Origin of the sequence: Halobacteriovorax sp. RT-2-6 (genome assembly GCF_047085025.1) — a bacterium.
In the GTDB taxonomy this organism is placed as follows: Bacteria; Bdellovibrionota; Bacteriovoracia; order Bacteriovoracales; family Bacteriovoracaceae; genus Halobacteriovorax_A.
The window spans coordinates 309,972-322,550 of record NZ_JBKIYH010000003.1; the positions used below are offsets into that span (position 1 = coordinate 309,972).

Genomic DNA, 12,579 nt, shown 5'->3' on the forward strand with positions numbered 1-12,579 from the left:
TAAAAAGCCTGGCCACGTAGTCAGGCTTTTTTTTGCCTGAACTCCTCAAATACAGCTATAATACATTTATGGACAATAATATAACGACTGCATATTGTGCTCAGAAAGGGCGTGAAAATTTAAACTACTATGACCGTATCAGTGCCCTTGAAGCTTTAGAAGCTGAAATAAAGGCCCGTGAGAGGGATATTTTAGCTGCACTAAAAGCTGACTTAAGCAAGAGTGCATTTGAGTCTTATCTTTCTGAAATTGATTTTTGTTTACATGAAATTAAGCTCATAAAGAAAAAGTTGAAAAAGTGGATGAAGCCTAAGAAGGTTTTCTCTCCGCTTCCTTTCATGCCTGCTCGAAGTGCTATACATAGTGAACCGTATGGACAAGTTTTAGTCATCGCTCCTTGGAATTACCCATTTCAATTGGCCATGGTTCCTCTAATTGGAGCAATTGCGGCAGGCAATAAAGTTATTGTTAAACCTTCAGAGTTAGCGCCGGCCACTTCTAAAATAATTAATACAATTATAACTAACGCTTTAGATAGTGAGATAGCTGCAGTTATTGAAGGTGGTGTCGCGGAGACAACAGAGCTATTGAGTTTAAAATTTGATTATATCTTCTATACTGGAAATGGTCATGTCGGTCGAATTGTGATGGCGGCAGCGGCCAAGTTTCTAACACCCTTAACTCTCGAGTTAGGTGGTAAATCACCAGCGATTGTTGGAACGAAGAATATCGATTTAGCTGCTAAGAGAATTGTATGGGGGAAATTTTTTAATGCTGGTCAAACTTGCGTTGCTCCAGATTATATTCTAATAAAAAAATCAGATGAAGATGCTTTTCTCAAAGCGACCCAAAAATATTTAAGAAAATTCTATAGTGATGAAATTAAACAAAGTGGTGACTACGGTAGAATTATTAATGAGAGGCATTTTGATAGACTCTCATCTCTGATCAATCAAGACGACATTGTTATTGGTGGAGATGTTGATAAGGGACAATTATATATTTCTCCAACTTATGTAAGGGCCAACAAAGATAGTGCAATTATGAAGGATGAAATATTTGGCCCTATTATGCCTATTATCAACTCTGACAGTTTAGATGAGTCAATTGAGTTTGTTAAAAGCTATGATAAGCCACTTGCTTGTTATGCTTTTCTTGATTCTAATAGCGATAAGAAAAAGGTTATTGAAAGCATTAGCAGTGGTGGAATGGTCATTAATGATACGATTGTACACTTATCAAATGAAAAGCTGCCATTTGGTGGCGTAGGTGAGTCAGGAATGGGGGCATATCACGGTGAGTTCTCATTTAAGCTTTTCTCTCATGAAAAAGCCGTTATGAAGAGAAGCTTTTGTTTAGAAAATGATCTACGTTACCCTCCTTATGAAAAGAAGGTTTCATTTGTCCGTAAAATTATGAATCTACTGTCTTAATAATTTACGGTCACTGAAAGCTTTTCAATACTCAAAAACTTATATTAATTATTAGTATAATAGGGTCATGAAAATGGCCCATTTTTATATTCTTTTAGTAAGCTCACTTATATTTGCTAATTCTTCTTTAGCACTAACTATTTTAGATCGTGCTGATATCCCTGAGGTTTTTCAAAGAGAATATATCTATACATCTTCGCAGAGGCATTCATTTGTACAGACATATGGAGTTACAACTTGTGTTGCTGTCGTTATGAGTAATGCAGATGGAAAATCGATATTGGCCCATCTTGATAGTGGGACTAAGTTGAATGGCGCGATTTCAGATTTCGTGAAGATCTTAGGTGATGTTACTTCTATTCGTTTATATGGAGGACAGCCTCCTTATCGTTTAGAAGAAAATATTATTTCTGAATTATCAAAACATAGTTTATACCCAGAGCTCATTATTCGAAATGAAAATAATGAATCACTAAATATTATTCTAGACCTTAGGACTGGAGATGTTGTTGAATATGACGAAATGCATTCATCCACAGACTATAGAGTTGCTAACGAAAAAGTTAAAAGATTGAAGTTCTCTTCCCGTATAAGTCGTCATGAAGAATCCATAGGTGGAGGAGATATAATCGAAGTTGATCAGTCTAGTAATCAATTTGACTTTAATATGTTTTTACTTCCGTAATCTTTCTAACATGCTAGACTTTTTCTATGAAAAGTCTCAAAACAATTATTTTAATCTTAAGCTGTTTTTTATCAATTACTACCCTAGCTAAAGTAGCTGCAAAAGAAGTCTTTAAAACAAATGACATTATTTGGGGACTTACTTTTATCAATGAAAATGAAATTCTTTTCACTGAAAGAGGTGGAAAGATCAAGTATCATAACTTTGAAACTAAACAAACAAAAGACTTACTCGCTCCTAGTGTGAAGGCCAGTGGCCAAGGTGGAATGCTAGATATTGTCTATAAAAAAATAGGTGATAAGTCCTATGCATATTTCACATATTCTTCTGAAGTTAAAGGGGCCGTTGTTACAACTTTAGCTCGTGCGCAATACTCTAATGCTCAACTGAAAAAGTCTGAAGTTCTTTTAGAAACTAAGATTATAAGTGATACGACTCGCCACTTCGGTTCACGTTTATTATTTAAAGGTAACTTTTTATTTATGACTGTAGGAGATCGCGGAGAAAGAAAATATGCACAAGATCTCTCTTATCATAATGGTAAAATTCTTCGTTTAAATTTTGATGGTAGTGCTGCAAAAGGAAACCCATTTGAGAATAAAAGTGGTGCCCTAAAAGAAATTTGGAGTTATGGACATCGCAATCCACAGGGCATTGGGATGAACCAGAAAGGAGATGTCTTTAGCTGTGAGTTTGGGCCGCGTGGTGGCGATGAACTCAATCTAGTAAAACCTGGGCTTAATTATGGATGGCCAGTAATCACATATGGAAAAGAATATTGGGGCCCAAGCATTGGTGAAGAGAAGAAGAAGGGAATGGAGCAGCCCCTTGTGCACTGGACACCAAGTATCTCGCCATCTGGTATGGTTGTATATGAAGGAAATAAATATAAGGACTGGCAAGGAGATATCTTTTTAGCGGCCTTGGGAAGTGAGCATCTCAGAAGGCTTAAAATGGATGGTAATAAGGTTATTGCACAAGAAAGCTATCTTGAGGAGCTTGAAGAAAGGATGCGCCAGATAGCTATTTCACCGGCCGGAGAGCTCTATTTAACGACTGATTCGGGTAAGATACTAAAGGTTGTAAGGTAAGTGTTAAAAATCTAGACAGCAACGAAAAAACGTATACATCTTATACATTTACTAGTGTTTAAGTTATTGAAAATACGAGCCCTTTTGTTGGCATACATCATGCATTGAATATAGTGACTACAAAAGGAGAAGTATTATGAAAAAGTTATTTTTATTATCTGTACTAACACTACTATCAGCTCAGGTGTTTGCCGGAGTAAAAGAAGCATCGACTAATACATCTGATGATTCTATTTGTGAAACGAGGGGACTAAACCTCAAACAAAAAATGCAAGAAATTGATGAGTTAATTGCGAGTTCTGGTGGGACAGTTGAAAGAGAGACTGAGTCAAAGTCGATCAATCAATAATCTATTCACTTTCTCGTAATACTTTTAAAAGGGCCTCACGTTCTTCAACAGTGTACTCACCATGTTGATAATCATCGAGAGCGTCGAGGTCCTGAGCTTTCTTTGCGACAGGCTTCGCAAACCCAGAAGATTCTCGTTTAACATAATCCACTTTTTTTGCAGTATTATTGAATAGCTTTACAGTTATTTCTTTACCTTCACTAAGGCTAGTACTTAGGTAAAAAGCTATCGTTGAGTAAACTTTTTGAGTATAAGGCTTCAAAGGTTTATTTACACTATCAAATACTGTTGAACTTTTAGAAACTGGAAAAGCTAAAATAAGAAAACTAATTGTGAAATAAATTAAAAACCTAAACATTAAATTAACTCGCTTTTTCTGATGCTATGTCGTGAGTCAACTTGTCAACTGCTCTAAGTAGATCTTCACGCTTAAATGGCTTTACTAAGAAGTCTTGCGCTCCAGATGAAATCGCTTCAATACAAACAGATTCAATATCAAGTGAAGACATCATCATAATTTTTGCATTAGGGAAGTTATTTGCTACTGATTCAGCTAGTTCTAGACCACTAATTTCAGGCATAATAACATCAATGATAAATAGAGTTGGCGAAACGTCAAAAGATAGTTTTAGCGCTTCCTGTGCATTTCCAACACAGCCAACGACCTCATATCCTTCTTGCTCTAAAATATCTTTAACAGAAGTTCTAGAGATCTCTGAGTCATCAACAATCATTACTTTCATTTCTTCTTTTCCCATATACATTCCATTTTAAGTTAATGTTGGATAAAAAAAAAGAGGGCCTTGTTGGCCCTCATTATTTAAGCGGCAACGCCTGCTTTTCTTTTTTCTTGATGTTTTTCGTCCACTTTTTTCATTTGAACTTCTTTCTTGTAACCTGCCCAATCTACTAGAGCGATATCAAGAACTTCATCAATTGTTTTAACAGGAACAAAGTTAATCTGTTCTCTTAGGTTTTCAGGGATATCAACAAGATCTTTCTTGTTGCCCCATGGGATAACAACTGTTGAGATACCCATTCTAAGAGCAGCTAATGCTTTTTCTTTTAGTCCACCAATTGGAAGAACTTTACCTGTTAAAGTAATCTCACCAGTCATTGCAACATCACGGCTTACTGGAACGCCTGTACAATTTGATACTAGGGCAGTTGCTAGCGTGATACCTGCAGAAGGTCCATCTTTTGGAGTGGCACCAGCTGGTAAGTGTACGTGAAACTCGTGGTTTTCAAAAATATCTTCATCAATTCCCATGTAAAGTGCACGTGATCTGATGTAGTTAATTGCTGTTTTTGCAGACTCTTTCATTACGTCACCAAGTTGACCTGTAAGAGTTAGTCCTTGTCCTTTCATCTTTGTTGTTTCGATGTAAAGAACTTCACCACCATGAGATGTCCAAGCTAGACCAGTTGACACTCCAACTTCATCCTCATCTTTGTGATCTTCTTTTACGAAGATTGGTGGACCAAGGTATTTAACAACAGTATCTTTCACGATGTGTGTTTTTCCCATATCGCCTTTTGCAATTTTCATTGCAACTTTACGACATAGTGTACCGATTCTTCTTTCTAGATTACGAAGGCCCGCTTCAGATGTGTAGTGCTCGATAACACTCTCAACACCTTCATCAGTAAATACTACGTGCTCATCATTGATACCATTTTCATCCATTTGCTTTGGAATGATATATCGCTTAGAGATTTCAACTTTTTCTTCTCTTGTGTAACCAGATAGATTGATTACTTCCATACGATCTCTTAATGGACCTGGAATATTTTCAAGCATATTTGAAGTCGCAATAAACATACAGTTTGAAAGATCAAATGGTACGTTTAGGTAGTGATCTCTAAACTCTACATTTTGTTCAGGATCAAGTACTTCAAGTAGAGCTGCAGATGGATCACCTTTGTAGTCACCAGATAGCTTGTCGATTTCGTCAAGTAGAACAACTGGGTTGTTTGTTTTTGCTTGCTTCATCGCTTGAATAAAACGACCTGGCATTGCTCCAACATATGTTCTTCTATGACCTCTAATCTCTGCTTCATCTTTAACACCACCAAGAGAAATTCTTACAAACTCTCTTCCCGTAGCACGAGCAATTGACTTCCCAAGTGAAGTTTTACCAACACCAGGAGGACCTTGAAAACATAGGATTGGTCCTTTCATATCATCACCCTTAAGTTGTCTAACTGCTAGGTGCTCAAGAATTCTTTCTTTGATTTGAGTAAGTTCAAAGTGATCTTCATCAAGAATCTCAAGAGCTGAGTCAAGATCAATATGCTCTTCAGATTTTTTACTCCATGGAAGGTCACACATCCACTCAATATAATTTCTCATGATGCTTGCTTCAGATGAATCTGGGTGCATCTTCTCTAGACGTGCAAGTTGCTTTGTCGTTTCTTTAAGAACTTCTTCTGGCATACCTGCTTCTTCAACTCTTTTCTTGAATTCTGCGAATTCATCTTGCTCTGAAGAACCATCACCAAGTTCTGATTTAATTGCCTTGATCTGTTCCTTAAGGAATACATCTCTTTGATTTGCACTTTCAGTTGAAGAGTTTGTCTTCATCTTCTGTTGCATCATTAGGATTTCTAATTCACGATTTAGAATATCATTGATTGCGTGTAGGCGATCAACTGGATCTAATGTTTCAAGAATTGTTTGTGCTTCAGAAACGTGTAGATTTAAGTTTGATGCAATTAAATCCGCTAGTCTTGAGGCATCTGTAATATCTTCTAGAACCATTAAGATATCTGGAGAAAGAACTTTTCCGAGTTGAATAACTTTTTCAAGTTGTTCTTTAATAGTTCTCATTAGTGCAGTCGTTGCAATATTAGAGCTATCAGTCGTAATATCTTCAACCTTTTCAACTTTAGTAATATAGAAAGGTGATTGTTGTTCAAATGAAGTAATTCTAGCTTTTGATAAACCTTGAACTAGAATTTTGATTCTTCCATCAGGAAGTTTTCTCATTCTCATGATCATGGCAACAGTACCAAGTTCATAAATCTCTTCTGGTGCAGGATGTTCCGCAACAATATCTTTCTGACTCGAAAGTAGAATCAGACGATCTGAATGATTAATAGCGTGGTCAATAGCTTTGATTGATGCTTCTCTACCAACAAATAGAGGTAAAATCATAAATGGATAAATAACTAAGTCTCGGATTGGTAAGAGGGCCAATTCTTCCTTAAACTCAATGTTCTCACCCTCGTAATTTGTAACCATAAATCTTTCCTCCAACAGGTCGGCGCAATATAGGCAATTTGTTCTTAATTAACATCGGGCAATAAAAAAAACTCTTTAATAAAAAGAGCGAAAATGCGTGATTTTTTTGAGTTTTTTAACTGATTTTTTTGCTATGATTTAGTTAATGTGTTGTAATCGCATAGAGTGAAAAGAGACCGATATAGTCGGTTATTAGGAGTTTTTATATGTCACAGAAGACAACGAAGAAAGTTGCGGTAGTTGTATTAGCTGCAGGTAAGGGAACAAGACTTAAAATGGATATTCCAAAACCTCTTGCACCTTTACACCAAAATACTTTAGTCGATTATGTCATCGAAACATTTAAAGATTTTGGAGATATCACTTTAGTTACTGGTCATCAACGTGAACTTGTTGAAGAACATGTTAATGAACGCTTTACAGGTATAAATTACGTTTATCAAAAAGAGCAATTAGGGACAGGGCATGCCGTTCAGACTTATTTGAAGGATTTTGAAAACTCTCGTGGCTATGATTATACAATTGTGACATGTGCAGATACACCATTAATTACAAAAGAAACAATTAACGCTCTCATTGAAGAGATTGAGAAAGGTTCAAATGCAGTTTGTGCAACTTTTTCAGCAAGTAATCCTACAGGTTACGGAAGAATTATTCGTAAGGGGACAGGCTTTCAGATTGTTGAAGAAAAAGATGCAACTGAAGAGCAAAGACTTGTGACAGAAGTTAACTCGGGTCTTTATATTTTTAAAACACTTTATTTAATGGATCATGTATTCAATCTTTCTGATAATAATAAGTCAGGTGAGTTTTACCTTACGGATACCTTTAACCCTGAAGCCAATGTAACTCCACTTCTTTTTGAAGATGCTCGTGAGTTTTTAGGTGTAAATAACCTTATTCAACTTTCAGATGCAGATATTTATCTAAGGCGCTCAATTGCTCGTTTCCTGATGTTAGAAGCGGGAGTGCGTTTCTCAGATCCTTCGCATACTTACTGTTATTCTAAAAATATTGGACAAGGAACACACCTTTATCAAAATGCTTTTATCGATGACAAAACAGTGATTGGAAAAAATGTAGTGATTGAGCAAGGTGTAACAATTAAGAATTCAATCATTGAAGATGGAGCCATTATTAAGGCCAATTCATATATTACAGATTCAAAAGTTTCAAAAGGCGCTTCAATTGGACCGATGGCGCAGCTTCGTCCAGGAAGTGATATTGGTGAAGGTGCAAAAATTGGAAACTTTGTCGAAATAAAAAAATCTAAGATTGGTAAAAAGTCAGCTGTTTCACACTTAAGCTATGCAGGAGATGCTGAAATTGGCGACAATGTAAATATTGGTTGTGGCTTCATTACTTGTAATTACGACGGAGCCAATAAGCACAAAACAATTATTGGTGATGGATCTTTTATTGGATCTGATTCACAAATGATTGCACCTATTGAGATAGGTAAAGAATGTTATGTTGCATCAGGTTCAACAATTAGCAAAAGTATGCCAGATGGATCATTTGCAATTGCCAGAGGGCGTCAAGAGACGAAAGAAGGAATGGCAAGGCGTTTCATTAGGAAAAAAAGCGACAAATAGGCCCGCAAAAATTTTATTTTCGCCCGCATAATGGTATCTTTCTTTAATTAGTATTTTTTAAACATATAAGGAAGTGACTATGTGCGGAATTGTTGGGCATCTTGGGCCATCAAATTCAGTTGACGTTGTTCTAGAAGGACTTAGAAGATTAGAGTATCGTGGGTACGATTCAGCTGGAGTTAGTTTCATCAGCAAAAATGATGAGCTTCTCGTTTATAAAAAAGAAGGAAAAATTGGAAACCTTGAAGCTGAGCTTGAAGGTAAAGATATTCATGCAAGATCTTGTATTGGGCACACTCGTTGGGCCACTCACGGTGGTGTAACAGATTACAATGCGCACCCACACGTTTCAACAAAAGATGGAATTGCGATGGTTCACAATGGAATCATTGAAAATGCCAATGAAATTAGAAACGAACTTAAAGAACAAGGGATTTATTTCGAATCAGAAACTGACTCGGAAACATTTCTTGGGCTTTTAATTTTTCATAAACGCCAAGGTACTCCAATCAAAGAAGCTGTAATTAAATCATTTGAAAGAATTGAAGGATTTTCTGCATTTGTTGTATTAAATCGTGAAACAGATGAAATCTTTGCGATTAAAAAAGGTGCTCCATTAGTATGTGGAAGTAATGAAGTAAATTCTGAAGTATTTGTTTCAAGTGATCCATATGCTCTTGCTGGTATGGCCACTCGAATTTACTTCCCTGAAGATAATGTTCTTTGTCACCTAAGTGTAAAAAATAATCAGCTTTTAAATTTTTATGAGCTTGATGGATCTAAGACTCATCGTTATATGTCAAAAGAGCAAACGATCGATCACGATCCTGCATCTAAAGGTGATTTTGAGCACTATATGCTTAAAGAAATTCACGAACAGCCTGAGTTAATTCGTTCTCTAACTCAATATTACTTTCAAGGTGAAGGAAAAGAGAGTTTAGAGTCAGCAATTAAACTACCAATGGATGCAATTAGTATTACAGCTTGTGGTACTGCTTACTATGCTGGTCTTGTAATTAAAGATTACTTCGAATCAAATAATCGCATTAGATGTTTTACAGAAGTTGCAAGTGAGTTCCGCTACCGCAATCCAATTCTTAGCCAAAATGAACTAGCAATGTTCATCTCTCAGTCTGGTGAAACAGCAGATACTTTAGCTGCGCAAACGATGTGCAAAGAGAAAGGAATGAAATCACTTTCAATTGTAAACACTGAAGGATCTACTCTTTATCGTGATTGTGATGTGAATCTTATGATTCGCGCAGGTGTTGAGATTGGTGTTGCTTCAACAAAGGCATTTACTCAACAAGTATTAACTGGAAAGACTCTTTCAGAAGTTATTTCTAATGGTGGTATGTCTGATGATTTAAGAAACTCTCTTTCTTCACGCTATAGTCTTCTTGCTGAAAGAGTTGAGCAACTTTTAGATAATACAAAACCAATTAAAGATGTTGCTGATGCAATTTATAAGTATAAAGGTTTCTTCTATACTGGTCGTGGAGCATATTTTCCAATTGCCCTAGAAGGAGCACTTAAGCTCAAAGAAATCGCTTACGTTCACGCTGAAGGTTATGCTTCAGGTGAGTTAAAGCATGGTCCAATTGCTCTTATTGATGAAGAGAAAGTTAACGTTGCCCTAGTCGGTGAAGATTTATTTGAAAAAACAGTTTCGAATATTCAAGAAATTAAGGCACGTAAAGGTCTTATTGTTTCAATTGGTCCAAAAGGTAAGGAAGATTTAAGAGAGATCTCTGATCACTATATTGAATTAGACTTTGATGGGCTTGGAGACTTGGCACCACTTTACGTAAACGTAGTAAACCAACTTCTTGCTTATTATATTGCGAAGAATTTAGGGACAGATATTGATAAGCCAAGAAACCTGGCAAAGTCAGTTACTGTTGAATAAAAAGAAAAGAGTAAATAGGAATTTTAATGAAGTTAGACCACCTCAATATTCAACAACGTCAAGCCGTTAAAGAGATTGATGGACCAATGATGATCCTTGCTGGTGCAGGATCTGGAAAAACGAGAACTCTTGTTACAAAGATTGCGTATCTTTTGGAAGAGAAGAATATTTCTCCATTTCAACTATTGGCACTTACTTTCTCAAATAAAGCCGCTAAAGAAATGCGAGATCGTGTCGGACGTGATGTAAGTTGTGATGTTGGTGCTCTTCAAGTTACTACTTTCCACTCTTTTTGTGCAAAGATGCTAAGGTCTGAGGCAAATTACTTAGGCCTTAGTAGAAATTTTACGATTTATGATACTAGTGAGCAAAAAAGTGTTGTTAAAGCGATCTTAAATCGACGTGGAATTTCACAAAAAGAAACTTCTCCATTTGAAGTTTTATATTTTATTGAAGACCTAAAAAATCACGGTCATTATCCTGATCGTGATATTTCAGATAAAGATTATGAAGTAGAAAATGATGATATTTTCTACGATATGTATCTCGAGTACGAAAAAGAGCTGCACAAAGCTAACGCCACTGACTTCGGTGGCCTTATTTCTGGTGTTATTCAATTATTTGAAAAATTTCCAGAAGTACTCGAAAGATATCAAGAGCGTTTTCGTTATATTCTTGTCGACGAGTATCAGGATACGAACCGTGCCCAATTCGACCTAGTCACAAAACTAGCAAAGAAAAGAAGGAATATTTGTGTTGTTGGGGATGAAGATCAATCGATCTATTCTTGGCGTGGAGCGGATATTCGAAACATCTTAGACTTTGAAGAAGTTTATAGTGATGCTCAAATTTTAAAGTTGGAGCAAAATTACCGTTCTTCTAAAAATATTATTGAAGCAGCAGGAGCTGTAATTGCACGAAATACTCAGCGTAAAGGCAAGAGTATGTGGACTGATAATCCAGAAGGTGAATCAATTGAGATTGTTGAATGTTCTAGTGATAGAGAAGAATCTGATTTTGTCGCTGAACAATTAATCCATCATCATAGTGAAGATGGAGTCAATTACGATGAAATGGCCGTCTTCTATCGTACGAATTCTCAGTCGAGACAAATTGAAGATGCGCTTAGAAAATCAAATATCCCATATCGAGTTGTTGGTGGGATTAAGTTTTACGAAAGAAAAGAAATTAAAGATCTAATTGCTTATATTAGACTTCTTGTTAATGACAAGGACTCGCTAGCATTAAGTCGAATTATCAATGTACCAACTCGTGGAATTGGTGCCACAACTTTAAGAAAGATTGAAGAGGAGGCGATTAAGTCAGATAGTTCTCTTTGGGAAGTTGTGAATAGAGTTGTGGATAACCCAGAAGATTTTAAACATATAAGGCTTTCGTCTCGAGTTAAGTCTTCACTGTCTCAATTTGTACATCTCATTACTGAAGCTAAAGTAGCTCATGATGAGGGGGAAGCACTAGAGACCGTTTATGAAAAGCTCCTTTATGAATCTGGCTATTGGGAAATGCTTCGAGCTGCAAAGGACTATGAGTCTCAAGCTCGAATGGAAAACCTTGAAGAGCTTGGAAGTGCATTTACACAATTTGAAGATCAGAACCCCAACGGACGTTTCGGAGCATTTCTAGAAACGATAACTCTTGATAACTCAGCAATTGGACAAGAAGAAGAGAATCAAGGCGAAGTTTCTTTAATGACGATTCACGGAGCAAAAGGGCTTGAGTTTGAATATGTCTTTGTGACAGGAGTTGAAGAGACTGTTTTTCCAAGTTATCAATCGATTGAAAATGGAGAAACAGCAATAGAGGAGGAGCGTCGACTTTTCTACGTTGCTATGACAAGAGCGATGAAGAGACTTTATATTACATTTGCCCAAGGTCGAATGTTATTTGGTCAGCTACGCTTTAATGGCTTCAGTCGATTTATCCAAGAAATACCGAATAAATTTTATATATGGAAAAAGCTAGGTGGTGGACGCCAACAATCAATGGATGATGATTGGGACGATCTATGCGATCCAGTTTACGATGATGAACCAGTTTACCGAGTTGAAAAATCGCCAAGTATAAGTGCAAAAAAAGTAACTTATCCTAAGGGTTCAAGGATTGTTCACTCTCTTTATGGAGAAGGAACGGTTTTAGAATGTATCGGACCTTCAGGAGATGAAAAGGTAACGATTAAATTTAATGACGGTGCACAAAAGAAATTTATGGCAAAGTTTGCGCCACTGACTTTAATCTAAAATACCATTGGAGGG

At 36.5% G+C, this 12,579-nt stretch carries 10 protein-coding genes; 7 read left to right on the top strand and 3 right to left on the bottom strand.

Annotated elements, in window-relative coordinates; genetic code table 11:
• Positions 1 to 68: 68 nt before the first annotated feature.
• The 4 genes from ACMAYS_RS15375 to ACMAYS_RS15390 all read left to right on the top strand — a co-directional run bounded on the left by ACMAYS_RS15375 (position 69) and on the right by ACMAYS_RS15390 (position 3,558).
• Positions 69 to 1,433 (top strand): aldehyde dehydrogenase family protein, encoded by a 1,365-nt coding sequence (locus ACMAYS_RS15375; RefSeq protein ID WP_412463567.1) that lies wholly within the window; start codon positions 69 to 71, stop codon positions 1,431 to 1,433.
• A gap of 67 nt (positions 1,434 to 1,500) precedes the next feature.
• Positions 1,501 to 2,118 (top strand): hypothetical protein, encoded by a 618-nt coding sequence (locus ACMAYS_RS15380; protein ID WP_392993729.1) that lies wholly within the window; start codon positions 1,501 to 1,503, stop codon positions 2,116 to 2,118.
• Positions 2,119 to 2,144: 26 nt separating this feature from the next.
• A complete protein-coding gene (locus ACMAYS_RS15385) occupies positions 2,145 to 3,209 on the top strand; it encodes a PQQ-dependent sugar dehydrogenase (protein ID WP_412463568.1) in 1,065 nt (354 codons plus the stop codon).
• Positions 3,210 to 3,345: 136 nt separating this feature from the next.
• The gene (locus ACMAYS_RS15390; protein ID WP_103218416.1) at positions 3,346 to 3,558 is read left to right on the top strand and encodes a hypothetical protein; all 213 of its coding nucleotides are present in this window, start codon (positions 3,346 to 3,348) and stop codon (positions 3,556 to 3,558) included.
• Between the two features lies 1 nt (position 3,559).
• Here the strand turns inward: ACMAYS_RS15390 and ACMAYS_RS15395 are convergent, their stop codons facing one another.
• The 3 genes from ACMAYS_RS15395 to lon all read right to left on the bottom strand — a co-directional run bounded on the left by ACMAYS_RS15395 (position 3,560) and on the right by lon (position 6,802).
• On the bottom strand, positions 3,560 to 3,916 hold the full coding sequence (locus ACMAYS_RS15395; protein ID WP_103218415.1) for a hypothetical protein: 357 nt from the start codon (positions 3,914 to 3,916) through the stop codon (positions 3,560 to 3,562).
• Positions 3,917 to 3,920: 4 nt separating this feature from the next.
• The gene (locus ACMAYS_RS15400; protein WP_158246902.1) at positions 3,921 to 4,316 is read right to left on the bottom strand and encodes a response regulator; all 396 of its coding nucleotides are present in this window, start codon (positions 4,314 to 4,316) and stop codon (positions 3,921 to 3,923) included.
• Positions 4,317 to 4,378: 62 nt separating this feature from the next.
• Positions 4,379 to 6,802 (bottom strand): endopeptidase La, encoded by a 2,424-nt coding sequence (gene lon / locus ACMAYS_RS15405; RefSeq protein WP_103218413.1) that lies wholly within the window; start codon positions 6,800 to 6,802, stop codon positions 4,379 to 4,381.
• A gap of 206 nt (positions 6,803 to 7,008) precedes the next feature.
• Between lon and glmU the strand changes: the two genes are divergently transcribed.
• From glmU to ACMAYS_RS15420, 3 genes are all read left to right on the top strand, one after another.
• Positions 7,009 to 8,397: a bifunctional UDP-N-acetylglucosamine diphosphorylase/glucosamine-1-phosphate N-acetyltransferase GlmU gene (gene glmU, locus ACMAYS_RS15410; protein ID WP_412463569.1), complete on the top strand. Its 1,389-nt coding sequence runs from the start codon at positions 7,009 to 7,011 to the stop codon at positions 8,395 to 8,397.
• A gap of 79 nt (positions 8,398 to 8,476) precedes the next feature.
• Positions 8,477 to 10,306, top strand: a complete 1,830-nt coding sequence (glmS, locus tag ACMAYS_RS15415) for a glutamine--fructose-6-phosphate transaminase (isomerizing) (RefSeq protein ID WP_103218411.1) — start codon at positions 8,477 to 8,479, stop codon at positions 10,304 to 10,306.
• A gap of 26 nt (positions 10,307 to 10,332) precedes the next feature.
• Positions 10,333 to 12,564: an ATP-dependent helicase gene (locus tag ACMAYS_RS15420; protein ID WP_412463570.1), complete on the top strand. Its 2,232-nt coding sequence runs from the start codon at positions 10,333 to 10,335 to the stop codon at positions 12,562 to 12,564.
• The last annotated feature ends 15 nt before the right edge of the window (positions 12,565 to 12,579 follow it).